We start from the raw sequence: 25887 nt of genomic DNA on the forward strand, positions 1-25887 counted from the left end.
ATTCGATCCGTCTAATGTGGTGGCTCGGCTGCCGCCGGACGGCCATGCGTTGATTGACGGTGAACGTTCGGGTGTCTTAACCGACTATCCATCTTGGTATGGTCGAGATCGAATCTGGGGGGACGATGCCGGAAACCGAACTGGTCAGATTTGTCGTCCGTGATGGCACCTCAGTCATTGTCGAGGTGGAGGAGGAACGTCGCGGCTCGACTCCCGCCGGCAGACGGGTGAATGGCGTCCGGGAAGCACGCGAGTTCTTCGAGTCGAATCTGGGCCATATTCGCGATGCGGCCGAGGCCGTACTCGCCGACCTGCGTAGAGCGTCGAGTCCCGACGAGATCAAGATCGGATTCGGGGTGAAATTGACGACCGAGGTCGGCGCTGTGATCGCCCGCTCGGCCGTAGAGGGCAACATTTCGGTCGAGCTGCTCTGGCGGCGCGATGACTCCGCGGATACCAGCAAGCCATGACCGGCTCCGATGAGGTGTGGCGATTGGAGGTGACCGGCGCGAGCACGGGATGTGGCTTCGCTGTCACGCCGACCCGCGCACTCACCTGCGCCCACCTCATCGGTCCCGGCCAGCGGCATTGCCAGGTCGCCTCGCTGCCCGGCACCCGCACGGTAGACATCCCCCGCGCATTCGACAGCGTCGACAACCCGATTCCGGACGTCGCGACGATCGACATTGCCGGTCATCCGGCGGGCGCGGTCGCGCCGATGGGCCCGGCGACCCGACCCGCTGTGGGAACGATCCTCGACCTCTTCGGGCTTCCGGACCGCCGCCAGGAAGGGCGTCGAAGCCAAGCGCGGGTGTCAGGCCCGAGCCGCACCGGCGAGTGGCTCCAGATCGACGCCGTCCATGGTCACACGGCATGGGTTGAGCCCGGCTTCAGTGGCGGTGCCGCTACGGACGCGGCCACCGGGCTCGTCGTCGGCATGGTCGTCAGCGCGGACAGGTCGCTCTCGGAACGATCCGCTTGGATCATTCCCAACGACACCATCGTCACGAGCGCCCCGTGGCTCGCCGCTCTGCTCGCCGATCCGCTCGCCGGAGACCCCGACTACGTCACCCTGCTGCGGTCTCTCAACGCCCGGCGATACACGGCGGCTCTCGATCGGCTCCCCGATCTGCACAGCAGGCACCGCCGCAGCTCGGATCTGTACTACTACTGGGCACTCGTGCTGCTACAAGGCGTCCGCCCGGCGAATCACTCCGGCGAGGTCATCGACGGCATCGAGCGGCTGCTGGGCGAAGCCTGCCGCCTCGATTCGGGCTCGGTTCACGCGCGGGCGCTCCTGGCGCTGGTCCGTGAGGACTACTACAGCCTGCGCAGCCTGCCGGTGTCAGGTCGCGCCAGCCATCACGACCTGGACACCAGCCGTGTGTCGACCAGCCACGCGATCGAAATCGTCAGCCACGTCCCGGCAACGGAGTGCCTGACCTGGCGCAAACTTTATCGTCGATCCATGGGATGAGGCATGACGCAGAACCACAGTAGGGAAGAGCTGGTACACAAGTACTTCAACCGGGTGCCGCAGAAGCCCTCGTACCTCGGGCCGTTGATCGCGCTCGGCGGCGGCGGCCTGCTCCTTGTCATCGGCCTCGTGTCGCTGGTCGGTGCCTCCAGCGACAGTGGCCTCGCAGGTTTGGCGTGTCTCGGCTGCCTGGGCATCCTCGGCGGTGGTGCGGCCGTCGTCGTCGGTGGGATCAAGCTCGCCGCCTCGTACTCGGCCTACAACGCGGCGATCGCCGCGGCCTACCCGCGCGCCACCGACACCCAAATGGACGCCTGGCTGCAGGAGGGTGAGAACTACGCGGCGGACGCCGGCCGTCGGCGGTTGAACCGCCACCCGGGCGAAGTCACCCTCAAGTGGGGCGAGAACCTTCTGGTCTTCCACGGTCTGCCGCCGGATGGCCTGTACCAGATTGCCCGCGGTGCTGACGGCGTGCTGCGCGCCTCGCTCTACAAGATCCTGGTCGTCTACCTGTCGAACTATCGGCTACTGACCTACGAGTCCATCCTCGACATGCGGTCCGGCGCGACCGTCAGCGATGCCACGAAGGAATACCACCTGCAGAGCGTGGACGGGCTGGAGACCGCCAGTGACCGGGTGAACATCTTCATCCCGCCGGGAACCCAGGCGCCGCAGCCCCCCGGCCAGCCCGGCCACCCCGGCTACCCCGGCCAGCCGGGACAGCCCGGCCATCCGGTGCCGTCGAACCAGACGGCGACCGAGATCCCGACCGCCACCGGGGGCATCGTGCACCTGACCGGCCGGCAGACCCTACGGCTCATGGTCGCCGGGCGGCCAGCCATCGAGCTGGTGATGGGTATCTCCGCGACCGACCAGGTCCACATCGAGGGCGTTTCGGGCTCGACCACCGAGAGCATGATCCATACCCTTCGGGAATACCTGCGCCGCCACAACGGTGGCGCCTCGGGGCAGCCGACCATGCCCACCAGCATTCCTCCGCTACCACCGCTCGGCCCGGAGTGACGCGGACGACGCGAGTGCGGTGACCACGAAAGATGAGGGCGTCGGGGTCAGCCTGCGCGGGCAGCGGGCTGACCCCCACGTCGTCGCCGTGGCCCCGTGTGCCTGGCGGCTGGCCCCGGAATCAGGACTCTGTCGGCTGCCGCGCGGCGTCGCCGGATGCCTGGTGAATCGCTGGAGATACCAGCTGACGCAGAGCGGTCACGGTGAGTCGACCGAGGCTCGCCACCGGGACCGCCCCTGGTTGCCCGTGGCCACCGATCAGCACCACCGGGCACCCGGCAGCAACTGCGCTGGCGAGTCCGGTAGGTGAGTCTTCTACGACTGCGCAGCGTGCTGGCGGAAGGCCCAGCCGCCGTGCCGCCAACAGATACGGATCGGGTGCCGGCTTCGTCCGCTTCACGTCGTTGCCGCAAACCACGACGTCGAACCGGGGCGCAGCGGAGTGAATCAGCAGAGCGTCGAGGACGTATCGGCTGCTCGATGTGACGAGCCCGACGGGCGCGCTGTCCGCTTGCAGAGCCGCGATCAGGTGTAGCCCCTCGGTGTGCCAACTCGTCGCACCGTCACGGTAACGCTGCCGAACCGCCGCCTCGACTTCCGCCACATCCTCGACGGGGTCCAGGCCGGACCAGCCGAGCCGGCGGTGGATCGTCGTGATGGCCTCCAGTGCGGTCAGACCGAGCAGGCCGTCTGTTGCCCCGGCCGGAACGGGCTGTCGCGCGTCGATCAGGGCTACGAAAGCGGACCGCCAGATTGGCGCGGTGTCGACCAGGGTGCCGTCGAGGTCGAACAGAACTGCCCACTCATCCATGGCGGTCATGGTGCTCCTCGGCAGGCCACGAATCAACGCGCCATCCTGGCTGGGCCAGAATGCTGCCGATACGATCGGCCAACCGCTTTCCCGACGGAGGTTGTGCTGATGTACCGGGTCGAGCAAGCGATCGCCTTCGTTCTCGGCCGGGCGAAAGCCGAGCCTGTCGGGCTTGCCTTCCTTGTCGGGGAGCGGCTGATGCTGACCTGCGCCCACGTGGTGAATGTGGCGCTCGACCGTGCCGTCCGACAGCCGGACAGAGTCCCGAAGAACAGCCGCGTCTCGCTGCATTTCGCTCTGCTGGGGGCATCGAACAGTTGGATCGAACGCAGCGCCGAGGTGGTGGCGTGGCTGCCGACCGGTGACGACTTCGACGTTGCGGACGTCGCGGTGCTCAGGCTTGGCGAAGCCCTTGCCGGCAGTGGCGCGGAACCGCTTCGCATCCGGGCGGATCTGAAGGACCGCTACAACGTGGCGGTGCAGATGTGGGGGCCGGGTCAGGGGCGCGACCTGGGCAGGCATGTGCAGGGCCGGTTGCTCGGCGCGGTCGGCAAACACCGGTTGCAAGTCGATGAGGTGGTGCACCGGGTCTTCCGGGTTCAGCACGGGTTCAGCGGCGGGCCGGTCTGGGATCCCTCCACCTCTGCGGTGTTCGGCATGCTCCAGGCGATCACCACCGACGACTCCGCCGAGGTGCTGGTGCTCGATGGTGCGTTGTTGGAGCGGGCGTTGGCCGCGGTCGCCACCGCGCGACCCGGGCTGGTGCTACTCCATGACCACGGCGAGGTTCACTACGACGGTACGCAATACACCCTGCGCCAACGGCGCCTGCTGCACCACGGCGGCGGCACCCCTCGTGCGAAGTACGAGATGAAAGTATCGGTGCAGCGCTTTCTCAACGACGAGGCCGTGCGCAACCTGCGCCACCACGCGCAGCACCCACTCAGTGTTGAAGACCCCGTCCGTGACATCGACCTGAGGGCCTGGTGCGTCGTCGACGGCGAATCCCATCCCATGGATGCCAAGCCGACAAAGGTGCGTCACGAGGAAATCAACTTCGACCTCTGTTTTCCCGGCTCGAAATTGCTGGCGCCGGGCCAACAGGTCGTTGTCGAGTACACGTACCGCGTCAGTGACGAGAAGTGGGGCCAGTGGTACAAGCGCAACATCAAGCCGAACACCGATCGGCTCTCGGTAGAGGCGCACTTGCCGACAGAGTTGGAACCGGAGTGCTGGGGCGTGACGTCGCTGCCGTCGGAGACGGACCTTGAACCCTTGCCGGACGTTGAGATGCGGGTCGAGGACGACCGCACGATCTACTCCTGGGACCGTACGGCAGAGGAGGACGACCTCGCCCAGGAGCGCCGCATCCGTCTGGACTGGTTCTTCTGGAAGCGCATCCCCGACAGCAGTGCCTACGACGACGCGCCCAGCGTCCTTCGACAGTTCGGCATCAGGCAGTTGCGTAGGCCGGCCCGAGGGCGAAGGTTGTCGGAGTTGCCGGCCAAGACCAGGGCCATCAACTTCGAGTCGCCAAGCGACCGGCTACTCGCCGGTCGGGTGCTCGCGCACCTGCGTCGCGTCGCCGGATGGGTCAACCGGTATCACTCGTTCAAGCCTGAGGTGAGCATGGGAATCGCCGCCCCTCAACTCGGCATGGCGTACGCCATTGCGATCGTCAAGGAGCCAGGTTCGCGGGACTACATCGAGCTGGTGAATCCGAGCGTGGTCGAGCGGACCGACGAGGAGGTCCGTGACTATGAGGGGTGCCTGAGCTTCTTCGACGTCCGGGGCATCGTCCAGCGGCCTTACGGTCTTCGCGTGCGCCATTGGACGGCAGAGGGCGACATGCGAGATGTCGTACTCACCGGGGGACTCGCGCGCAGCGTCGCCCACGAGATCGACCACCTGAACGGCAAGGTCTACACCGATGCCGACCGCATGCCCGACGGCGAGGGTCCTATCGATGTCTCACATTACCGTCAGCTCCGCGAGGGTGGCTTGTTCACTCCGCCGGTGCCGCCTGAGCGGTTGAGTTGGCAGCAGCCGGAGGCTCACTCCGCCGCCACATGATGTTGACCGTGAAGGTCGCCTCGGTGGTGCCCTTGGTGAAGATGAGGCCGGTCTCCCCGCCTATGGCCAGGCCGAGCTCGACGGAGATCTCGTCCGGTGTGGCCGCCGACCGGAGGCGGTCGATGACGGTACGTAACGCGGGCAGCGCCCGTTCCAGCGACGCCGCCAACGTGGTCGCCGACCACTGACCGCGTCCATCGCCCGCCGCGGCCAGCTCGATCCCTGCGATGTCACGGCGGTCAACCACTACCTCGATGTACTCATCGCTACCCTCGGTGACCGGAACCTTGAGCAGCACAGTGCTCATTCGCCCTCCCTGAGTCTCCCGTGACGCGCGGTGTCTGTCGTTTGAGCAATGTGTAGCAGTCGAACGCCCGTCTGCGGAAGACGACCCGGGTCGCGACCGGTGTGGCGGGTCCCGACCCAGGTCCGAGGCGCTGGCGTGGACGCATCGCGTAGGCCAGACTTGAGATCAATGGAGGGATGGGGGATGGGCGCCTCCGCTCAAGGTGAGGCGGCTGCGGCGTTCGTCCGGGAACTCGCGTACTGGCGGCACCACCGGGCCATGTCCAAAAAGACGCTCGCTGGCCGGATCGGTTTCGACCCTTCGTATGTCAGTCACATCGAGAGCGGGCGACATCAGCCCACTGAGGAGTTCGCCCGCCGCGTAGAGGCGGTGCTTGAGACCGGAAACCGGGTCTGGCAGCGATACGTGGCCTTCGCCGGCACCAAGCTCCAGCGTGGTCTGCGCCTGGCTCCCGCTCCCACCGCGATCCCGCCACCGAGTGGCCCGCACCTGGTGATCGAGGAGGAGTTGGCCGCCCTCTCACTCGCCGATGGCTGGTACGAATGCCGGATCCAGCGTCACCTGCACAGTGTGGGCACCGAGCCGATCACCCGGCACACGGTGCAGATCGACATCGACCGTTTTCCCGAAGACCCGGAACGCTCCATGGCCTTTCACGCTCGCCATCCGCTCAGCGTCGACGAAGTCGACTTCCGGGCCTCGATCGGCGCCGACCAGCCTGAGCCGATGAGGTGGAAGGTCACCCGTACCCGAAACGCCTTTATGAAGATCGCGCTGATGTTCGGCACCGAAGAGGTGCCCTACCCGCTCTATCCGGGCCAGCGCACGTGGATCCACTACGCCTACCGGGTGCCAGAGTGGAAGTTTGGTGACTGGCTCCAGCGGGACATCCGCCTGCCCACGCGTCGGCTGAACATCCGGCTTACTTTTCCGTCCTCCAGCCGTCCTGTGGTCTGGGGCAGCGAGACGTCCTTCACCACCGACGTGGCTGCCACTGTCACTCCGTCTCCCCGAGAGTGCGACGGGCTGGTCGAGTACGAGTGGGAGGTGCCCCGGCCACGGCTACGCGCCCAGTACAGGCTGAACTGGCGCTACCCCGACCTGAGCCGGCAGTGACCGCAGCGGTGCGCGCGCGGCTCAGCGAATGCCCGACGCCAGGCCCCTGTCACGGTGGCCTCAAAGGGTCAGCGGTCGCCGGGGCGGACCAGCCCGCTCTCATACGCGATGACCACGAGTTGGGCGCGGTCACGGGCGTTCAGCTTGTGCAGCAGGCGACTCACGTACGTGCGGGCGGTGTCCGGGCTGAGGTGCAGGGCCGCTCCGATCTCCACATTCGACCGACCGGTGCCCACCTGTGCCAGGACGTCGCGTTCCCGCCCGGTGAGCCCGGTCAGCCGGGCCGGGTCCGCGACGGGGGAGCGGGCCGCCGCGGCGATGACCCGCCGGGTCACCGCCGGTGACAGCAGCGCGTCCCCGCCGGCCACCACGCGGACGGCGTCTCGCAGGGCGTCGGGTGGGGTGTCCTTGAGGAGGAAGCCGGCCGCGCCGGCGCGGATGGCCTCGAAGAGGTACTCGTCGTCGTCAAAGGTGGTCAGCATGACCACCCGGACGTCGGCCAGCGTCGGGTCGGCGAGGATGCGGCGGGTCGCCTCGATACCGTCGCCGCCGGGCATTCGGACATCCATCAGGACGACGTCGGGTCGCTGCTCGCGAACGACTGCCACGCCGGTGCGGCCGTCGCCGGCCTCACCGACCACGGTGACGCCCGAGGCGCGTTCCAGCAACGCGCGAAGGCCGGTGCGCACCAGGTGCTGGTCATCGACGAGGACGACGCGTACCTCGCTCATACCACGACCCCGGCCAGCGGTAGGTGGACCGAGACCCGGAAGCCGCCGCCGGCGGTCTCGCCGGCCTCGAGGGTTCCGCCGAGCAGCGCAACCCGCTCCGACATACCGCGCAGTCCCTGACCCGTCTCGACCGCGGTGCCGCCGCCGGATCCCCGGCCGTCGTCGACGACCTCCACCGACATCCGGGCCGGGGTCGCCCGGATCGTCACCGTGGCGCGGGTGGCGTGGGCGTGGCGCAGCACATTGGTCAGTGCCTCCTGCACGATCCGGTAAACGGTGCTGCCGACCACCGCGGGCAGGGCGTCGACCGGGCCGTCGAGGTGCAGCTCGACCGGCAGCCCGCCGCGGCGGACGCCCTCAACGAGCGTACGCAGCTGGCTGAAACCGGGGGCCGGCTCGCGCGGTCCGGGGTCCCGACGCAGCGTGCCCAATGTGGCACGCAGCTCGGCCATGGCGCTGCCGCTCACCGCGTGGATCGCGGCCAGGGCGGCCTCGGCCTGCCCGGGCTCGGCATCGGCGAGGGCCTCCCGCGCCACGGCCGCCTGCAGGGTGACCACCGACATCGTGTGTCCGAGCGTGTCGTGCACCTCCCGGGCGATGCGCAGCCGCTCGGCCTCGACCTGCTGGGCGGCCTCCCGGCGGCGTTCCTCGGCCGCCGAGGCGGCCTGCCGGGCCAACGCGAGCCGCAGCGAACGCCGGTTGCGGACGGCGTCACCGAGAGCGATGACGGCGAGCATCAGGGCCGCCTCGGAGCCGAGACCAGCACCGATCACGACGGAGATGTCGTCTCCCTCGATGAGCCGGGCGACCACCGAAACGGCCAGCAGACTCCCGCCGACGGCGACGGCCGGGACCACCCGGCCCCGCAGGGCCGCCACGTAGAGGATGGCGGCGGCCGGGGCGGCAACACCGACCGGCGGCAGCTCCAGCGCGTAGTAGCCGAGGATGCCGGCTGCAGTCGCCAGCAGCGCCGGGACCGTCCAACGCCGGGCCACCAGCAGAAGTACGGCCAATCCGACCCCGAATCCGCCGGCCAACGCCACCTGGGAGGTCGACGCGTCTTCGGTCACGACCGCCGCCGTGACCAGGCTCAGGACGGCCACAGCGAGCAGCGCCTCGGTACGGGTGGGTGAGGTGGCCTGCACGTTCGTGAGCCTAAGTCGGTGTGGGTCCGCGCCGCTGCCGTCCGCAGGCAACACCCGCGCCCCGGCAGGTACGTCGAGAAGCGATGCCAGCTCGCGCGGCCGCGCGGCAGACGGTCCCGGTCCGGCGACCTAGCGTCGATGGCGACATAACAGATCGTGCCCGCAGGGGTCCGAAACTCGGGGGAGAAGTGCCGCTGTGTCCCGTATCAAGCTGACGTGGATCGTGCTCATCGTGCTCGTCTGGGCGGCGATGATGTCCTTTGGTGGGGTCGCGGCCGAGACCGTGATGCTCTACCCGAACATCTTCGGGGACGCACCCGCCTCGCTGGACCGGGCCCGTGAGTTCCTGGTCGCCGGTGGCCCGAGCGACTACTTCCCGCCGTTGGGCGCCTCGGTCGTGCTGACAAGCCTCGCCGCGACCGCCCTCACGTGGCGCAATCGGCGACTGCGGTGGTACGTCGCCGCCGCCGCGGCGGTCTTCATCGCCTGCGAGTTCCTGTTCTCGGTCGTGTTCTTCTGGCCGCGCAACGAGATCATGTTCGTCGACCCGGTCGGCACGCACTCCCCGGAGTACCTGCGCCAGGTCGCCGAGGAGTTCGTCGCCGGCCACTGGGTACGCCTCGTCGGCGGCGCGGTGACATCCGCGTTGGCGTTCACCGCCCTCCTGCGCTTCGCCCGGGAAACCGCGCCGGTACGGGGCGAGCGATGAGCGCGGGACGTCGTACTCTCGGCTTCTCGTGGCCGGCCCTGGTCGCGCTCGCCGGGTTGGCCGCGCCGCGGGTGGTCCTGCACGACCTGCACGTCGTGGAGGAAGGGCAGCCCGCCGCCGTGTTGCTCGCGGTCGTACCGCTGATCTGTTGGGTGGTCGCCGTGCTGTGGCGGCGTCCGCCGCGCCCGTTCCTGACCGTTCTGGCAATCGGGGCGATCCACGGTGTGCTTCTCGCGGTCGGTCACCAGATTCTGTGGGACGAGGCGTTCGGTGCGACCGGGCCGAGGCTCGGGGACTTCGATCCTCGGGTGCAGGAAGCGATCCTTCGGCTGGCGGCGGTGTTCTCCAGTCTCGTTACCGGGGTGCTCACCGGGGTGGTGACCGGGGCGGTGGCGGTGGTGCTGAGTCGCGTCGTCATCGGGCCGCGGCGCGCCACCGAGCGGCAGGTCGAGAAGGCGCGGCGCGGGCCGTAGTCGCACCGGCGAGGGAGGTGTAGGTGGTTGCGGGGTCCGTCCGGGCGGGCCGGGGTGGCGCGGTGCGGTCGGTCATGCCGCTGGCCCTCCTGACGCAACTCCTTCCGCTGCGGTTCGTTGGTGCGACAAGGGGCGGATGGAGGCGGCGATGGCGGCGGGGCGAGGTGCCAGGCTGCTGCGTCCTCCGACGAGTTCGGGCCGTGCGACGTTCCTGGAACTGTTCTTCGATCTGGCGTTCGTTGTGGCCCTCACCCGGGTCTCGCAGCGATTCGCTGGTCTCGGCGATGACACCGGCTGGACCCTTGTCCTGGGTTTCGGGCGTACGCTGCTGCTCTTTCTGGCGCTCTGGTTGATCTGGTCGCACACCGCGTGGATCACCAGCCGTTACGAACCGGAGCAGCCGGTCATTCAGGCCGTCGTGGTCGGCACCATGTTCGCCGGTCTGATCATGGCGGTGACGCTGCCGCGTGCGCTGGAGGAGCGAGCGCTGCCGTTCACGGCCGCGTACCTGATGGTGATGGTGGTGCGGCCGTTGGTGGTGGCCGCCGCGCTGCATGGTCATCCGCGACGGATGGTGCCGATCCGGCTTGCCGTGTGGGCTTTGGCGAGCGCGCCGCTGTGGTTGGCCGGCGCGTTGGGTCCGGATGACCTCCGCCTGCCGCTGTGGGTCGCCGCGATCGCCGTCGACTACGTGGCGTGGGCCCTGGGTTGGCCGCTGCCGTGGCTCGGGGCCTCGAACGTGGGCCGTTGGCGGATCGCGGGGAGACATCTTGCCGACCGTTATCAGCAGATGTTTCTCATCGCACTCGGTGAGTCGATTCTGGTCATCGGTGTGGTCTTCAGCGGCGCGGACTATTCCGTGGGTCGGGCCGCCGCCTTCGCGGTCGCCTTCGCGACCAGCGCGCTGCTCTGGCGAATCTACTTCTACTGCACAGGTCTGCTGCTGAACGACGCGTTGGGACGGGTGGCCATGCCCGCTCGGCTGGGCGCGGCGTCGGAACGGACGCACCTGTTGATCGTGCTCAGCGTCCTCAGCACGGCGGTCGGCTACGAGTTGGTGATCGATCAGCCGTTCGGACAGCCGCGGCCCAGTTGGCTTCTGTTCGTGGTCGGCGGTCCGATGCTCTTCCTCGTCGCCCGTGTGCGGCTGGAGTACGAGATCTTTGGTCGGGTTTCCCGTTCCCACCTGATCGGCCTGGCCGCCCTGCTGCTGTTCACGCCGGCGTTGGCCCACTGGGCGCCGATGGCCGGGCTGAGCGTGGTGGCCGGAGCGCTGGCCCTGGTCGCGCTGCTCGACGCGTTCTGGAAGTGGGGACGGCCGACGGAGGGCCCCGCTTCACCGATCGGTGGGCGGACCTCCGACGGCGGCGACTCCGAGGCGTGACGCGCGGGCCGCCGCAGCCAACCCGGCAGCGCCCGTGACCGGTCAACGGTCGCCTAATTGTATTAGGTTGCAGCCTGATAGTGTTAGGTGGCGGCCAGGGTCCGGCTGCTGGGCAGCGGCGCGGCGCGCCGATGACCACCGACATCCCTGGAGAGGCTTGAGGCAGTGACCACCGAGCACCATCACTGGACCACCCCGATCACTCCAGACCTGCTCCGCGGCTTCGTCGACCTGGAGACGACAACGCGCGGTCTGCTGCCGCATCGGCTGACCGCCCGTGCGCGCCGGCAGATCCCCGACGACCAACTGGCCATGGCCGAGGCCCAGCCCTCCGGGGTGCGACTGGCGTTCCGCACCCAGGCCACCACGATCGAACTGGACACGCTGCCCACCAAGCGGGTCTACCAAGGCTTTCCGCCCCCACCGGAGGGCGTCTACGACCTGCTGATCGACGGCCGCCTGACCGCGCAGGCCTCGGTGGCCGGAGGCAACGTCCGGACCGTCACCGACATGTTCAGCCAGACGTCCGTGCTCGCCGAAGGGCCGGCCGGCACCGCCCGCTTCGCCGATCTGCCCGCTGGTGAGAAAGACGTCGAGATCTGGCTCCCGCACACGGAGATCACCGAGTTGATCGCGCTGCGCACCGACGCGCCCGTCGAGCCGACTCCGGCCAACGGACGCAGGACGTGGCTGCACCACGGCAGTTCCATCAGCCACGGCTCGAACGCCGGCCATCCCAGCGCCATCTGGCCGGCTCTGGCCGCGGCTGCGGGCGGCGTGGAGTTGGTCAACCTGGGGTTCGGTGGCAGCGCGCTGCTCGACCCGTTCACCGCCCGCGCGATGCGGGACATACCGGCGGACCTGATCAGCGTCAAGATCGGCATCAACATCGTCAACGGTGATGTGATGCGTCTACGCGCCTTCACCCCCGCGGTCCACGGTTTCCTCGACACTGTCCGCGAGGGCCACCCGACCACACCACTGCTGGTCGTCTCCGCCATCCTGTGCCCGGTCCAGGAAGACACGCCCGGCCCGCTCGCGCCGGACCTTGACGGGGGGAGCCTGCGATTCAAGGCCACGGGAGATCCGGCCGAACGCAGCGCCGGACGGCTGACCCTCAACGTCATCCGTGACGAACTCGCCCGGATCGTCCAACAGCGCTCGGCCGACGACCCGAACCTGCACTACCTCGACGGACGCGACCTGTACGGCGAGGCCGACTACGCCGAACTCCCGCTACCCGACGAGGTCCACCCCGACCCCGCCGGACATCGCCGCATCGCCGAGAACTTCGGGCGGCTCGCATTCGGTGACGGCGGCCCCTTCGCCACGAAGACCGGCTAAGCGTTTGGCGGATCGGCTCGAATAGGTTGGCTCGATGGGAGACCTCGGGCACCTGTTCCGCTCAGCCGCCGAGCATGCCGCTGACTATCGAACGTCGCTGTCGGAGCGTCAGGTCGGAGTTCCCGTCGACCAGGTGGCGCTGACCGATGCCTTCTCCGGCCCACTGCCCTCCGCGGCGTGCCCGCCGGAGCGGGTGCTCGCCGATCTGATCGCGGCGGCCGAGCCGGGGTTGGTGGCCAGCGCCGGCCCGCGGTACTTCGGGTTCGTGGTCGGTGGCGCGTTGCCGGCGGCGACCGCGGCGGACATCCTGGCAGCTGGCTGGGACCAGCTGGCGACCAACGCCGTGACATCGCCAGCCGCTGTCGCGGCCGAAGCCGCCGCGGGTGACTGGTTGAAGGAGTTGCTGGGTATCCCCGCATCGGCCTCGGTCGGTTTCGTCACCGGTGCCCAGGCGGCCAACACCGCCGGGCTCGCCGCCGCCCGGCACCAGGTGCTGGCCGATGCGGGTTGGGACGTGGAACGGCGCGGGCTGCTCGGGGCGCCACCGATCCGGGTGATCGCCGGTCAGGAGCGGCACGGCACCATCGACCGGTCGCTGCGGCTGCTCGGCCTCGGGACCGACGCGGTGCACCCGGTGTCCGCCGAGCCGAACGGTGCCATCGACCTCGAATCGCTGCGGGCGGTGCTGCGCGCCGGCTCGTCTGGTCCGACCATCGTGTGTCTACAGGCCGGCAACGTGAACACCGGGGCCTGCGACCGACTCCGCGAGGCCTGCGAACTGGTCCGCCGGCACGGTGGCTGGGTGCACGTCGACGGGGCATTCGGGCTGTGGGCGGCGGCCAGCCCCGCCACCCGGCACCTGGTGGACGGGCTGGAGTTGGCCGATTCGTGGGCCTGCGACGGTCACAAGTGGCTCAACCTTCCGTACGACTCGGCGTTCGCGTTCTGCGCCCGGCCCGATGTGCACGCGGCTGCGATGTCCTACAGCGCCGCGTACCTGGTCGGTTCCGGCGGGTTGCCAGCAGGAGCGGACCTGACCGCGGAGTCCTCACGACGGGCTCGGGGGTTCGCCGTCTGGGCGGGACTGCGGGAACTGGGCAGCCTCGGTGTCGCCGCACTGGTCGAGCGCTGCTGCGAACTGGCCCGTCGATTCGCCACCGGCCTGGCCAGGGCCGGCTTCGAGGTCGCGAACGAGGTGGTCCTCAACCAGGTGCTGGTCGGGTTCGGCGACGATGCGCGCACCGACCGGGTGGTGGCCGCGGTCCAGGCTGACGGCACCTGCTGGATGGGCGGAACAACGTGGCGAGGACGGCGGCTGATGCGGATCTCCGTGTCCAATGCCGCGACGACCGAAGCGGACGTGGACCGGTCGATCGCCGCGATCACCCGCCTCGCCGGGTAACCGACCGGCAGGGCACGCACCGTGCGTTGATGTCGAACCGGCGCTTCGTGCACGCGTAGTGGCGAGTGCCACCGCGCTCCCCACGCCCTCGTTCAAGCGGATAGAACGATCGGTCTTGACGGCGGGATCCCGGCTCGGTACGGTTGCCGCAGACAGAACGTTCGTTCTGCCTGGGTCGGCTGGTTGTGCGGCCGTGACTGAAGGAGAGCGCCATGCCCACCAAGATCACCCTGATCATCGGCAATCCCGCCAACCCCGACGAGTTCGAGAAGGTCTACGCCGACGTACGCCGGGCCGCGGAGACGTTCCCGAAGCTTCAGCGGGTCGAGTCGGCCAAGGTGTGGCCGAAGGAGGACGGCACGCCCACCCCCGCCTACCGGACGCTCGACCTCTACTTCGCCAGCTACGAGGACGCCTCCGCCGCGGTCGCGACACCCGCTGCCGGCACCGTCTTCGGTGGGCTCCAGGGCGCTCAGGTGGAGATCACCGGGCTGTTCTCAGACGTCGAATAGCACCGCCGCCCGTCCCGGCGGTGGCCCGCACCCCGCTGGGCGTCCGTTCGCCTTGGAAACACCGAGAGGATGACCATGACCACCGTTGCCGTTCCCGGCATCTCGACGACGGCCGCCGCCCTGCGGCGGTTGTACTTCGGCCGCTTCGCATTCGCAATCGTCTGGGCTGCCGTGACGTTCCCACTCGCGAAGCACCTCAACCCCCTCACCGCCGCGCTGCTCGTGCTCTACCCGCTGTTCGACGTGGCCGCCGCCATCGTCGACGTCCGCGCGTCGCGGGCTACCGGATCGCCCACCCTGCTGTACGTCAACGTCGCGATCAGCCTGCTCGCCGCGGTGGGCCTGGGCATCGCCGGTGCGTCCGGCGTCCCGGCGGTCCTGCGTGTCTGGGGTGCCTGGGCGGTGGTGGCCGGGCTGGTGCAGCTGATCGTGGGCGTCACCCGCCGCAAGATGGGTGGCCAGTGGCCGATGATCATCAGCGGTGGTCTCTCCGTACTCGCCGGTGGATCGTTCATCGCGGCTGCCGCCGCGGACAACCCGGCACTGACCAACGCGATCGGCTACGCAATCCCCGGTGCCATCTTCTTCCTCATCGCGGCCATCCGCCTCGGCCGCACCGCGAAGGGAAACTGACGTGCAGAGCGCCACCTACGACGTCATTGTCATCGGCGCGGGGCCGGTGGGGGAGAACGTCGCCGACCGCGTCGTGCACGGCGGCCTGACCGCCGCGATCGTCGAGCGGGAACTGGTAGGTGGTGAGTGCTCGTACTGGGCCTGCATGCCGACCAAGGCATTGCTGCGCAGCCAGAGCGCGCTCCGGGCCGCCCGCCAGCTGCCCGGAGCGCGCGAGGCGGTGACCGGCGAGTTGGACGCGGCGGCCGTGCTGCGCCGCCGAGACTCCTTCGCCTCGCACTGGAAGGACGACGGGCAGGTCTCCTGGCTGAACTCGGCGGGGATCGTGCTGTACCGGGGCCAGGGACGGATCAGCTCCGACCGGAGCGTCGAGGTGACCGGCGCGGACGGCGCACCGACCTCGCTCACCGCCCGACACGCGGTCGTCATCGCGACCGGAAGTAGCGCTCTGCTGCCGGACACCGCCGGTCTGCGCGAGGCGGCGCCGTGGACCAGCCGGGAGGCAGCCGCCACGAGCGCGGTGCCCGGCCGGCTGGCCATCATCGGCGGTGGCGTGGTGGCCACGGAGATGGCGACCGCGTACGCGGGCCTCGGATCGACGGTGACGGTGCTCGCCCGGGACGGTGTGCTCACGCCGGCGGAGCCGTTCGTCGGCGAGTGGGTCACGCGGTCCCTGCGGGAAGCTGGCGTGTCGGTCCGTCTCGGTGCCGAGGCCACGTCGGTGAGCCGCGACGGCGACGGCACTGTGCACATCACGCTCACCGACGGCGACCAGGTCCACGCCGATGAAGTCCTCGTCGCGATCGGCCGTACGCCGAACACGCACGACGTCGGCCTCGACCGGATCGGCCTGAACCCGGGCGCCTGGCTCACGGTCGACGACACCCTGCGGGTGGTCGACGGTGCCGGGGCGTTGATCGGCGACGGATGGCTGTACGCGGCCGGGGACGTCAACCGGCGTGTGCTGCTGACCCACCAGGGCAAGTACCAGGCTCGCGCCGTGGGCGACGTCATCGTGGCGCGGGCCAGGGGCGAAGCGGTGGACGACCGCCCGTGGGGTCGGCACGTCGCCACCGCCGACGCGCGCGCCGTGCCGCAGGTCGTCTTCACCGACCCGGAGGTCGCCTCGGTGGGGCTGACCGCAGCCGCCGCCGAGGCCGCCGGGCTGCGGGTCCGGGTCGTCGACTACGACCTGGCGGCCGTCGCCGGGTCAGCGCTGCACGCGGAGGGCTACCAGGGGCACGCCCGGATGGTCGTGGACGAGGACCGGCGGGTGATCGTCGGCTTCACCCTGGTCGGACCGGACGTCGCGGAACTGATCCACGCCGCGACGATCGCCGTCGTCGGCGAGGTCCCACTGGAGCGGCTGTGGCACGCCGTGCCCGCGTATCCGACAGTGAGCGAGGTCTGGCTGCGGCTGCTGGAGGCGTACGGCCGCTGACCCGAGCCGGTCGGCCTGCGCGCTCTGCGGCTAACGTGTCGACTCTGCCGACTGACGCTCCGAGTTGATCCTGAGGAGCCCTTCGACGCCGCGCAGGAAGGTCTCGGACACCAGCGTCGGGTCGGAGAGGCATCCGGCCGCCATGGCGCCGTCCCGGAGCATGATGAAGTGACGCGCCGCCGGATCCGCCGTTTCTTCGTGGACCTGCGTCATGAGCATGGTGATGGTGTCCAGGAACCATTGCCGGTGGGCCGTGAGTTCCTGGTGCACGGGATGGTTCGTGTCGGGGTATTCGGCTGCGGCGTTCAGGAACGCGCACCCACGGAACCCGGGGGACTGGATGTTCCGCGCGATGGAACCGGCGATGGCCAGGAGGGGATCGACCGGCGATTGGTTTGCGGCGAGGGCCTCTTCCACCATTGCGTGGTCCATCTGATGCACTTCACGCAGGTAGGCCAGGATGAGGTCGTCCTTGCTGGGGAAGTGTCGGTAGAAAGTGGCCCTGGTCACCTTGGCCTCGGCGATGATCCGGTCGACGCCGACGGAGTGAATGCCCTCCGTGTAGAAGATCCTGGTCGCCGTGCGGAGAAGCCGGAGTCGTGCCTCGGAGGGCCGGGCGTCGGGTTCGTCGCGCGTCATCAAACCATCTTAGCGAACAGAACGTTCGGTCGAGCTGGCGTGACCGCTCAGTTTCTCTATCTCAGCCACAGTGGCTCGATAATGCGGGATTCTGGATGCGACAACCGCCGGGTCTGCTGCGGCGAGGCATCTCGAAAGGAGTCCCAGATGAGTTCTGCTCCTGACAGGTCTGCCCAAGGGGCAGGGATGCCGACAGTCGTGCTGGTCCACGGGGCATTCGCCGGCTCGTCGAGTTGGAACGGGGTGATTGCCAATCTCAAGCGTCGAGGCTATCCGGTCATTGCCGTTGCCAACCCGCTGCGCGGTGTGCAAAAGGACGCCGCTTACGTTCGGGCTCTTTTGGACAGCCTGCCCGGACCGGTCGTGATGGCCGCCCATTCCTACGGCGGGCTGGTCATGACGGAGGCCGCGGATGGCGCCTCCAACGTCAAGGCGCTGGTGTACGTCGCGAGCGTGAGCCCGGACGTGGGGGAGAGCGTGATCGGGTTGCTCGGCAAGTACCCCGGCAGTCAACTCGCCTCAAGCATAAAAATGGTGCCGATCCCCGCCGACGGGGGCGGCATGACGACGGATCAGTACATCCTGCAGGACACGTACCCGGAGGTGTTCGCCGCCGACGTCGACCGCGGCACCGCCGAAATCATGGCCGCAACGCAGCGCCCTGCCTCGGCGAGCGCCCAGGAGGAGGCTGTGACCAAGGTCGCCTGGAAGACGATCCCCTCGTGGACCCTGATCACCACACAGGACAAGGGCATTCCGCCAGACTTGCAGCGCTTCCTCGCCGAGAGGGCGGGGTCCACGACAGTTGAGGTCGCCGCTTCCCACGCCGTGGCAGTCTCGCAGCCCGACCCGGTCGCAGACCTCATCGACACCGCCGCCCGCGCCACCATGAGCTAGGTGCTCGCAGTGGCCTCGCCGGGGCTACCCGTTGGGCTGAAGCCCGCTGGCGATACGGTCCACCGCCTGCTTCGCCTCGACCAGGCTCGTGCCGGTCTGCTTGCGGTAGGCGCGAACAGCCTGAACCGTCCGACCGCTCTCCAGGTGCCGGACAACTTCTGATTCCACCGGCGCGGCGATGCCGAGGTGATCCATCACCAGATCGAGCTTCCGCTGGAGGGCCCCGAGCTGGGCCGCCGAGCTGCGCTTCTCTTGGAACCAAGCTCCGGTCGCAGCCGCGATCGACCCGATCGTGGCGATGACGAGCAATGTTGCTTCCCAAGGATCCATCAGTACATCTAATCAGCGGTGCGCAATCGAGGCACTCCGTGCTCCTGGCCGCGTGCGTCCCTCTGCCGTCGATGAGGCGTTACGTGACGCCCTGATACGGGAGCGCCCTGGACGGCGCCGGTCAGATTGCCTGGGACCGACGCCGTCCGAGCCCGTGGTGCTCACGTTCTGAGGACGTGATTTGCGGATCACGCCCCGCCGGTGGGGGCTGGCTGGACCCGCTCGAACCGCACCCGGCTCAGCCATCCGGGAAGGTCACTGAGGACGTACAGCTCGCCATTCACGTCGGTGCCGATCGCGGTCGGCTGAATCGGGAAGTTGCCGATCGTCGCGGACTCGTAGCCGCCCGTCGGTTTCGGACGCACCGCGAACGCGAGAGTCGAGCAGTAGTCGCTCGCGATGTAGGTACCCCGCGCCTCCGGGGTGGCGGACCCTCGGTACACCACGCCGCCGGTCACCGAGCAGTTCTCCGTGAGGTAGTGCTCGTACTCGAAGACCGGATCGGTGTAGCGCACGCCCGGCCGGCACTGCTCCTGGTCGAAGACCGGCGTGCCCTCGCGGCAGGACCAGCCGAGGTTCGCCCCACGCTGATGCGGGCGGATGTGGTTGATCTCCTCGACCAGGCCCTGGCCGACGTCACCGATCCACAGCGAGTTGTCGACCGGGTCGATGGAGAACCGCCACGGGTTGCGAAGCCCGTAGACCCAGATCTCCGGCCGCGCGCCCGGCACGCGGACGAACGGGTTGTCGAAGGGCACGCAGTAGGGCTTTGGGCCGCAGCTGCGGTTGACGTCGATCCGCAGGATCTTGCCGAGCAGGGTGCCGAGGTTCTGACCGGACTTGAACGGGTCGTTCGCGTGACCGCCGTCGCCGAGCGACCAGTAGAGATAGCCGTCGCGGTCGAACGCCACCTGTCCACCGTTGTGGTTGCCGTACTCGGCGTGCTCCTGGGTGAGCAGCACCTGCAGTCGATCAGGAGCGCTGATGGGCACTCGTGCCAGGGTCAACGCCCCGGCCGGAAGACTCGTGTAGGCCACATAGAGGATCCCGGTCCGTGCGAAATTCGGCGCCGGAGTGATGCCGAGGAGGCCGCGCTCGTTGTCCGACGTGTCGATCCGGGCGGTCAGGTCGAGCACCGGCTCGGCGGCCAAGCCGGTGTCGGGGTGATAGGCGCGGACGGTGCCGTTCTTCTCCGCGATCAGCATCCGGCCGTCTGGCAGCCCGGTGATCGCGATCGGACGCTGCAGGCCGAAGGCGACCTGTTCGGATACCACTGTCAGTTCAGTGAGTGGCACCGCGCGGGTGCGGGATGGGCCGGCCGCTGCGGTGCCGGCTACCGGCGCCGGTGGCAGCAGCAACGCACACAGGGCCAGAATGAGCAGCCCGGCCAGCATGGTGGCCGGGCGACGACGCCGTCGCGACATGATTCAGCTCCTCAAGCAAGTGGGATTGGGGACGCAATCTGGGAGCGTTCCCACGATACATCGATTCGCACCGATCTCAAGCCCTGCCGCCCTGCCGCCTGTCGCACGGGTGGGTAACGGGACCGGTCCATGTTGAGTTACGTCGATGTTGCGAGAGTGGATCCAGATGTGTTGGAATGGCTCAAATCGCCGCAGCGCGGGGGCAACCGCGCTGGGAACGGCCAGCACGGGAGCATCGCAGTGTCGGCGGGGCGTCGCTTTGGCAGACGGCTCGCACGCCGCATCGCTGGGCCATCTTCATGCCCACCGGCACTCGCCGGGCAGGCGTCCTCGTCCGCCCGTGCGTATCTCCCGGTCCGTGTCCCCGGCGGCCGACGCGCTCGACGTCTGACCCGCCCGGGGGCGTCCGATTCGGTCTGCCAGCGCACCAGAAGCGGCGACGAGGTGAGAAGCAGTCATGATTTCCCGAGAGAGTTTCGCGGGTTGGTATCGAAACCGCTTCGTATGGGTGGCGGTGATCCTGCTGGCGGTGTCGGCCGGCGCGCTCGTACTGGTCAACCGGGCCGACCAGAAGACGGAGCCGGCGGATCTGCACGGGCAGATCATGGCCCGGATGCGTACCACTCTCGAACAGGCCGACCCGGGGCAGCACAACCATGCCGGACACAGTGCCCAGCAGGCCGCCAGCAAGGAAAAGCCCGCAGTGATCTGTGGGGTCCGCGTCTACGGCTACGAGCCGTCCGACGTCACCGCGCTCGCCGACGTGCGAACGGTCTACGGCTTTCACCTCTGTGGGGTCGCCGAGCAGAAGCGCCCCTGGGACGTGGCGGTCAAGCTGGCCGGCCCCGTGATCATGGATATGTCCACCGAGCCCCCTGGCATCCAGGTGGTTGAGGCGACCGCCGACGTCAGGTTTGTCGACCGGCTGCGGGAGATGTTCCCGGACAAGTACGAGGAGGTGGCGCTCAAGGAGGCGCTGACCGAGTCGGAAATGGCCGACCAGCGCCGCCGGTACGACGCCGCGGCCGGGCTTTGACCATGCCGGTCGGTCGCGATCCGTGCGGCGCTGGCGCGGCTGCCGACCTCGGTGCGCAGACCCGTCGTTGATCAGGTGCTCTGGTCAGCATGGTCGGCTTGATCCACATTCGACCATCAATAGATCCGTATTGATATTTAAGCTCATAGATGTAACAGTTGGTTTGGGAGCGTTCCCATTGTGATCTCTGGTACCGAAGAGCGGAGGATGAACAGTGCGTTCACACAAGCCCGATCAATCCGGGGGGCGAACTCCGTCACCCGTCCGTCAGTCCATCCGAGTGCTCGTCGTGTTGTTCGCCATGGTGGTCGGTACGCTGCCCTCGATCGGCGCAGCCCAGGCCCACGGCACCATCATCAACCCGGCGAGTCGGGCCTATCAGTGCTGGAAGACCTGGGGCAACCAGCACATGAACCCGGTCATGCAGCAGCAAGACCCCATGTGCTGGCAGGCGTTCCAGGCCAACCCCGACACCATGTGGAACTGGATGAGCCAGCTGCGCGACGGCCTCGCCGGCCAGTACCAGGCCCGTACCCCGGACGGCCAGCTGTGCAGCAACGCCCTCTCCAGGAACAACTCGCTGAACCAGCCCGGAGCGTGGAAGGCGACCAATGTCAGCCCCAACTTCACGGTCCAGCTGTACGACCAGGCCAGCCACGGTGCTGACTACTTCCGGGTCTACGTCACCAAGCAGGGGTTCAACCGGAGCACCCAGCAGGTCGGGTGGGGCAATCTCGACCTGATCGCGACGACCGGGCGCTACGCGCCGGCGCAGAACATCTCGTTCAACGTCTCGGCCTCCGGGCGCTCTGGAGAGCACGTCCTGTTCGTGATCTGGAAGGCGTCACACCTGGACCAGACCTACATGTGGTGCAGCGACATCAACATCACCTGATCGGCACGACCGACAACCGCAACACAATCCGGCCCAGGGCGTCAGCGCCCTGGGCCGGATTGTTCTTCAGGTAATGCCTGCCCTGCCTGTGGGTGCAACGACCCAATGGGCGCCCCGCCTGATGTCAGGCGGCCAGTTGGCGAACCATCTCGCCCGAGTCGTGCAGGTTCGTCATCTTCACGAATCGGCCGTTGCCCACGGTGTAGATGGCGTACTCGACGATCTCGAACGATGCCCCGGAGGCAGGAACGCCGAGCCACTCCTTCACCGGAGTGCCGGTGTTGATCGCGCGCACGGCGATGCGGTCGCGGTCGATCAGCAGCTCGCTGAGCTCCCAGTGAATGTCGGGAACGGCGTCGACGATCCCCTTCAGGACAGTGACGACGTCATCCCGCCTGGCGGGGGTGCCGTCCAGGAGGACGTCGTCGTTGATGAACTCGTCCATGCCGTCGAGCTCATGGTTGTTGAGCGCCTCGGCGTAGCGCAGGTACCAGCTGCGTAGATCGCTGTCAGTCATGGGGAATGCCCCTCCTCCGTACGGACTGCGGGGGACCCCGCAGCCCGCACTCACCTTGTGCACCGATCGGTGCCGAAAGCTACTGTACTTCGGCACCGACCGGTGCACAAGGTGTAGGATCGTGCAATGGAGAAGGCGCAGCTGGGTCGACCGCGAGCGTTCGACGCCGAGGAGGCACTCGAGAAGGCGATGGTGGTCTTCTGGAGCCAGGGATACGAGGGGGCCAGCCTCGCGGACCTCACCGAAGCCATGGGCATCTCCCGCAAGAGCATGTACGCGGCCTTCGGCAATAAGGAGCGGTTGTTCCGCAAGGCCTTGCAGTGCTACTCGGAAGGCCCCGGCGCCTACGTCGCCCAGGCACTGCTGGCCCCTACCGCACGCGAGGTGGCCATGGCGTTCCTGACCGGTGCGGTCCAGGCGAACACCCGGCCCGGCTGGCCCACTGGCTGCCTCGGCGTACAGGGCGCGCTGGCTGTCGGTGAGACTGGCCAGGTCGCGCGCGACACCCTGCGTGAATGGCGTGCCCACGGCCAACAGCTCCTCCGCGACCGGTTCCAGCGGGCCGTCGAGGAGGGGGACCTGGCCGCCGACGCGGATCCGGAATGGCTCGCCCTCTACGTCATGACCATCGCAAACGGCCTGGCCGTGCAGGCGTCCGGCGGCGCGGCCTGCGACGATCTACAGCGCGTCGCCGACACCGTTCTACGGAACTGGCCGCCGACCTGACGGAACCGCACTGCGACCTGGTCGGCCACGTTCCGCCCGGGCTGCGCGTGGATCACTCTGCCTACGCGCCCTGTCCCTGGTTCTGCATCAGCCCACCGTCCATGAAGTACGTCGACCCGGTGACGTAGTCGGCGTCGTCGCTGGCCAGGAAGACGGCGAGCTTGGCGATCTCCTCCGGCTGCGCGGCCCGCTTCCACGGGATGGACTGCACCTGCTCTTCCAGGAATTTCGGGTCGTCGATCGCCTGCTGGTTGAACGGGGTGAGCACCATGCCGGGCCCGATGTTGTTGACGTTCATGTGCATCGGGGCGACCTCCAGGGCGATGCTCTTGGCCAGCTCCAGCATGCCGCCCTTGCTGGCGTCGTAGTCGGAGCCGCCGGCACGGGCCACCTCCTGATGGACGGAGGTGATGTTGATGATCTTCCCGTGCCCGCCCTGGTCGCGGCGATGCTGGATGAACCGGCGACAGCAGAAGAACATCCCGTAGAGGTTGGTGCGGATGGCCCGGTCCCAGGTCGCGGTGTCCAGGTCGGCCACCGGGGTGCCGGAGGCGTCCACGCCCGCGTCGTTCATCAGAATGTCCAGCCTGCGGAACTCCCCAAGAGCCTCGTCGAACATCGCCTCCACCTGATGCTCGACGCTGATGTCGCCCTGCACGACGACAGCCCGCTGGCCGGTCTTCTCGATCTCGGCCTTCGTGTGGTTCGCGCCCGCATGGTCGTCCAGGTAGTGCACCACCACGTCGGCGCCCTCCCGACCGAATTCGATCGCGGTGGCCTGTCCGATGCCCGAGTCGGAACCGGTGATCAGTGCGGTCCTGCCCGCCAGTCGTCCGGTCATCAGCACGCTCCCTCCGTGGCTGTCATCTCAGCGGGCTTACCCGCTGACCGCCGCGCCAACCGAACAGGATCGCCGGGTGCTGACGCTGCCGAATGCACCGCTCGCATGCCTGGCGGCTGACATCGCCGCAGCGGAACTCGCGCGGGACAACGGCCTCACGGCATGGCGCCGGCCTCGACCTGGTCGATGATCCAGGCGGCGTTGATGAGACCGATGTGGGACAGCGCCTGGGGGAAATTGCCGATCAGGCTGCCGTCGCTAGGGTCGATCTCCTCCGACAGCAGACCGAGATCGTTTGCCCGGCCGGTGACCTCCTCGAAGATCTGCTTGGCCTCGTCGACCTGCCCGGCCAGGGCCAGCGCCTTGACCAGCAAATAGGAGCAGACGATGAAGGCGCCCTCCGACCCCGACCCCGTCCAGCGCTGCACGAGGCCGTCTTGCTCCAGTTCACGTCTGATGGCGTCCACAGTGGCGAGGACCCGGCTGTCATCGGCGGGAAGAAACCCGACGATCGACATCACGAGCACCCCGGCGTCGAGGTGGTCCGAGCCGAACGCGCCGGAGAAAGCCCCCCGCGAGGCGCTCCAACCGTCGCTGAGGATTGCCGCTCGGACTTCCTTCATGGCCTGGGACCACCGTGGGACCTGCGCCTCGGCGTCCAGGGCGCCCGCCATCTTGACGGCCCGGTCCAGGGCTACCCAGCACATCAGCTTCGACGTCAGATAGTGCCGCTCGCCCTCGCGTCCTTCCCAGACACCGGCGTCGAGCTCCCGCCACGTGTCGGCGGCCCGGTCGGCCAATGACCGCAGCAGACCCACGGTGGCGGGCGACAGATCCGCGAGTTTGTCCCGCAGGACCCAGGCGCATTCCAGGATCTCGCCGAAAACGTCGAGCTGCTTCTGCTGCCAGGCGTCGTTGCCGATCCGCACCGGTCTGCTGCCCTGGTAGCCGTCGAGGTGCTCCAGGGTGTGTTCGGTCAGGTCCCGCTCGCCACCCGCCCCGAACATGATCGGCACGTGGTCCTCCGCATCCGCCGATCCGATCGAGGCGGCCATCCAGTCGAAGAAACGGTGCGCCTCGTCGGGACAGGCGGCGACCCACAGCGCCTTGAGGGTGAAGCTGCCGTCGCGGAGCCAGCCGAACCGGTAGTCCCAGTTGGCCGTGCCGCCCACCTCCTCCGGCAGCGAGGTGGTGGCGGCCGCGACCACCGCACCGGTGGGCTGGTAGGTCAACGACTGAAGGACCAGGGCGCTGCGCCGGACCTCGTCCCGGTAGGCACCCTGGTAGTCCTGGTGGATGCCGTCCCAGGACTGCCAGGCGGCGACGGTGTCCCGCAGCGCGGCGCGCCCATCGAGCGGCACGGTCAGCGGGTCGGCGGCCCGGCGATGGTGCAGCGCGAACATGGCGCTCTCGCCCACCGCGAGAATGAATCGGCCGGTCACCAGTGAACCGTCGATGGCAAGATCACGGTCAGTGGTCAGGATCAGGCGGTCGGCGCCTCCGGATATTTCTATCCCCAACGGGCTTCTGGTGACCGTGGGACCTACCAGTCCGTACTCCGGCCGGGCCGCGACCTCGACCGCCACCTCCACCGTGCCGGCGACGACCTCAACCTGCCGTAACAGGACGTGTGGGGAGGCGTAGCCGATGCGGTGACCGCGTTCACCGGCACCGAGGCTGAGGGCCTCGGTCAACCGCAGTACACCGCTTTCGGTGTGGAACTCCGTTTGGAGCACCATCGTCCCGTCGAGGTAGTGGCGGGAGGTTGTGTAACGACCGAGCGGTCGAATCGACCAGAAACCGCCGCTGGGGCCGAGCAGATGCGCGAAGATGCTCGGTGCGTCGAACCGGGGTGGGCACCACCAGTCAACTGAGCCGTCCGAGGAGACCAATGCCGCGCCCTGACAGTCGCCGAGAAGTGCGTAGTCACTGATCACAGCCACGCCCGGCTCGTACCCGTCGTGGCGCTCCCTACGCCCCGGGCGGTTCCAGGGCCCGGGA

The 25887-nt window shown here is 68.4% G+C and carries 27 protein-coding genes; 17 read left to right on the forward strand and 10 right to left on the reverse strand.

The window, feature by feature from the left end; all coding sequences use genetic code 11:
* Nucleotides 1-98: 98 nt before the first annotated feature.
* The 3 genes from DLJ59_RS16920 to DLJ59_RS36635 are packed head-to-tail and all read left to right on the forward strand — an operon-like array spanning nt 99 to nt 2500.
* A complete protein-coding gene (locus tag DLJ59_RS16920) occupies nt 99-470 on the forward strand; it encodes a CU044_2847 family protein (protein ID WP_124773600.1) in 372 nt (123 codons plus the stop codon).
* A complete protein-coding gene (locus DLJ59_RS16925) occupies nt 467-1477 on the forward strand; it encodes a S1 family peptidase (RefSeq protein WP_124773601.1) in 1011 nt (336 codons plus the stop codon). Before DLJ59_RS16920 ends, DLJ59_RS16925 begins: the two co-directional genes overlap by 4 nt.
* A 3-nt stretch (nt 1478-1480) precedes the next feature.
* Nucleotides 1481-2500, forward strand: a complete 1020-nt coding sequence (locus DLJ59_RS36635) for a hypothetical protein (protein WP_167493864.1) — start codon at nt 1481-1483, stop codon at nt 2498-2500.
* Between the two features lie 121 nt (nt 2501-2621).
* On the opposite strand, the gene DLJ59_RS16935 is transcribed toward DLJ59_RS36635, so the two are convergent.
* Nucleotides 2622-3437, reverse strand: a complete 816-nt coding sequence (locus tag DLJ59_RS16935) for an HAD family hydrolase (protein WP_158630847.1) — start codon at nt 3435-3437, stop codon at nt 2622-2624.
* Here DLJ59_RS16935 and DLJ59_RS16940 point away from each other — a divergent pair.
* Nucleotides 3420-5384 (forward strand): peptide deformylase, encoded by a 1965-nt coding sequence (locus DLJ59_RS16940; RefSeq protein WP_124773604.1) that lies wholly within the window; start codon nt 3420-3422, stop codon nt 5382-5384. The genes DLJ59_RS16935 and DLJ59_RS16940 overlap by 18 nt on opposite strands.
* On the opposite strand, the gene DLJ59_RS16945 is transcribed toward DLJ59_RS16940, so the two are convergent.
* Nucleotides 5317-5691, reverse strand: a complete 375-nt coding sequence (locus DLJ59_RS16945) for a CU044_2847 family protein (protein ID WP_124773605.1) — start codon at nt 5689-5691, stop codon at nt 5317-5319. The two genes, DLJ59_RS16940 and DLJ59_RS16945, sit on opposite strands and share 68 nt — an antisense overlap.
* Before the next feature lie 183 nt (nt 5692-5874).
* Here DLJ59_RS16945 and DLJ59_RS16950 point away from each other — a divergent pair, with 183 nt between their 5' ends.
* On the forward strand, nt 5875-6807 hold the full coding sequence (locus DLJ59_RS16950; RefSeq protein ID WP_158630848.1) for a helix-turn-helix domain-containing protein: 933 nt from the start codon (nt 5875-5877) through the stop codon (nt 6805-6807).
* 68 nt (nt 6808-6875) lie between these two features.
* On the opposite strand, the gene DLJ59_RS16955 is transcribed toward DLJ59_RS16950, so the two are convergent.
* Both DLJ59_RS16955 and DLJ59_RS16960 read right to left on the reverse strand, forming a co-directional pair.
* Nucleotides 6876-7538 (reverse strand): response regulator transcription factor, encoded by a 663-nt coding sequence (locus DLJ59_RS16955; protein WP_124773607.1) that lies wholly within the window; start codon nt 7536-7538, stop codon nt 6876-6878.
* Nucleotides 7535-8683, reverse strand: coding sequence for a sensor histidine kinase (locus tag DLJ59_RS16960; protein WP_124773608.1), 1149 nt, complete (start codon nt 8681-8683; stop codon nt 7535-7537). Before DLJ59_RS16960 ends, DLJ59_RS16955 begins: the two co-directional genes overlap by 4 nt.
* Before the next feature lie 196 nt (nt 8684-8879).
* Here DLJ59_RS16960 and DLJ59_RS16965 point away from each other — a divergent pair, with 196 nt between their 5' ends.
* From DLJ59_RS16965 to DLJ59_RS17000, 8 genes are all read left to right on the forward strand, one after another.
* Entirely contained in the window at nt 8880-9392 is a 513-nt protein-coding gene (locus DLJ59_RS16965) for a DUF1772 domain-containing protein (protein WP_244236074.1), read from the forward strand.
* Nucleotides 9389-9865 (forward strand): hypothetical protein, encoded by a 477-nt coding sequence (locus DLJ59_RS16970; RefSeq protein ID WP_124773609.1) that lies wholly within the window; start codon nt 9389-9391, stop codon nt 9863-9865. The genes DLJ59_RS16965 and DLJ59_RS16970 overlap by 4 nt, the downstream gene beginning before the upstream one ends.
* Nucleotides 9866-10013: 148 nt before the next feature.
* Complete coding sequence (locus tag DLJ59_RS16975) at nt 10014-11249, forward strand: low temperature requirement protein A (protein ID WP_124773610.1); 1236 nt, start codon at nt 10014-10016, stop codon at nt 11247-11249.
* A gap of 165 nt (nt 11250-11414) precedes the next feature.
* The gene (locus DLJ59_RS16980; protein WP_124773611.1) at nt 11415-12593 is read left to right on the forward strand and encodes a GDSL-type esterase/lipase family protein; all 1179 of its coding nucleotides are present in this window, start codon (nt 11415-11417) and stop codon (nt 12591-12593) included.
* A 34-nt stretch (nt 12594-12627) separates the two neighbouring features.
* Nucleotides 12628-13995, forward strand: a complete 1368-nt coding sequence (locus tag DLJ59_RS16985) for a pyridoxal phosphate-dependent decarboxylase family protein (RefSeq protein WP_124773612.1) — start codon at nt 12628-12630, stop codon at nt 13993-13995.
* 212 nt (nt 13996-14207) lie between these two features.
* Nucleotides 14208-14507, forward strand: coding sequence for a hypothetical protein (locus DLJ59_RS16990; protein ID WP_208648729.1), 300 nt, complete (start codon nt 14208-14210; stop codon nt 14505-14507).
* A gap of 75 nt (nt 14508-14582) precedes the next feature.
* Nucleotides 14583-15140 carry a hypothetical protein gene (locus tag DLJ59_RS16995; protein ID WP_124773613.1) on the forward strand — a complete coding sequence of 186 codons (558 nt, stop codon included), beginning with the start codon at nt 14583-14585 and terminating at the stop codon, nt 15138-15140.
* A gap of 1 nt (nt 15141) precedes the next feature.
* On the forward strand, nt 15142-16581 hold the full coding sequence (locus DLJ59_RS17000; RefSeq protein WP_124773614.1) for a dihydrolipoyl dehydrogenase family protein: 1440 nt from the start codon (nt 15142-15144) through the stop codon (nt 16579-16581).
* Between the two features lie 30 nt (nt 16582-16611).
* On the opposite strand, the gene DLJ59_RS17005 is transcribed toward DLJ59_RS17000, so the two are convergent.
* Nucleotides 16612-17220, reverse strand: a complete 609-nt coding sequence (locus tag DLJ59_RS17005; RefSeq protein ID WP_124773615.1) for a TetR/AcrR family transcriptional regulator — start codon at nt 17218-17220, stop codon at nt 16612-16614.
* Nucleotides 17221-17406: 186 nt separating this feature from the next.
* Between DLJ59_RS17005 and DLJ59_RS17010 the strand changes: the two genes are divergently transcribed.
* Nucleotides 17407-18117 carry an alpha/beta fold hydrolase gene (locus tag DLJ59_RS17010; protein WP_208648730.1) on the forward strand — a complete coding sequence of 237 codons (711 nt, stop codon included), beginning with the start codon at nt 17407-17409 and terminating at the stop codon, nt 18115-18117.
* A 24-nt stretch (nt 18118-18141) separates the two neighbouring features.
* On the opposite strand, the gene DLJ59_RS17015 is transcribed toward DLJ59_RS17010, so the two are convergent.
* Both DLJ59_RS17015 and DLJ59_RS17020 read right to left on the reverse strand, forming a co-directional pair.
* Nucleotides 18142-18426, reverse strand: coding sequence for a hypothetical protein (locus tag DLJ59_RS17015; protein WP_124773617.1), 285 nt, complete (start codon nt 18424-18426; stop codon nt 18142-18144).
* Between the two features lie 209 nt (nt 18427-18635).
* Entirely contained in the window at nt 18636-19871 is a 1236-nt protein-coding gene (locus DLJ59_RS17020; RefSeq protein WP_124773618.1) for a PQQ-dependent sugar dehydrogenase, read from the reverse strand.
* A gap of 457 nt (nt 19872-20328) precedes the next feature.
* Between DLJ59_RS17020 and DLJ59_RS17025 the strand changes: the two genes are divergently transcribed.
* Together DLJ59_RS17025 and DLJ59_RS17030 are read left to right on the forward strand one after the other, a co-directional pair.
* The gene (locus DLJ59_RS17025) at nt 20329-20907 is read left to right on the forward strand and encodes a hypothetical protein (protein WP_124773619.1); all 579 of its coding nucleotides are present in this window, start codon (nt 20329-20331) and stop codon (nt 20905-20907) included.
* A gap of 280 nt (nt 20908-21187) precedes the next feature.
* On the forward strand, nt 21188-21802 hold the full coding sequence (locus tag DLJ59_RS17030; RefSeq protein ID WP_244236075.1) for a lytic polysaccharide monooxygenase auxiliary activity family 9 protein: 615 nt from the start codon (nt 21188-21190) through the stop codon (nt 21800-21802).
* Nucleotides 21803-21926: 124 nt separating this feature from the next.
* On the opposite strand, the gene DLJ59_RS17035 is transcribed toward DLJ59_RS17030, so the two are convergent.
* Complete coding sequence (locus DLJ59_RS17035; protein WP_124773621.1) at nt 21927-22319, reverse strand: ester cyclase; 393 nt, start codon at nt 22317-22319, stop codon at nt 21927-21929.
* Nucleotides 22320-22445: 126 nt separating this feature from the next.
* On the opposite strand from DLJ59_RS17035, the gene DLJ59_RS17040 reads away from it, so the two are divergent.
* On the forward strand, nt 22446-23045 hold the full coding sequence (locus tag DLJ59_RS17040) for a TetR/AcrR family transcriptional regulator (RefSeq protein ID WP_124773622.1): 600 nt from the start codon (nt 22446-22448) through the stop codon (nt 23043-23045).
* Between the two features lie 61 nt (nt 23046-23106).
* Here DLJ59_RS17040 and DLJ59_RS17045 read toward each other — a convergent pair whose 3' ends face one another.
* A complete protein-coding gene (locus DLJ59_RS17045) occupies nt 23107-23886 on the reverse strand; it encodes an SDR family oxidoreductase (RefSeq protein WP_124773623.1) in 780 nt (259 codons plus the stop codon).
* 155 nt (nt 23887-24041) lie between these two features.
* A complete protein-coding gene (locus DLJ59_RS17050; protein WP_124773624.1) occupies nt 24042-25829 on the reverse strand; it encodes a glycoside hydrolase family 15 protein in 1788 nt (595 codons plus the stop codon).
* Nucleotides 25830-25887: the final 58 nt, after the last annotated feature.

This window comes from Micromonospora inaquosa (assembly GCF_003857055.1).
In the GTDB taxonomy this organism is placed as follows: domain Bacteria; phylum Actinomycetota; class Actinomycetes; order Mycobacteriales; family Micromonosporaceae; genus Micromonospora; species Micromonospora inaquosa.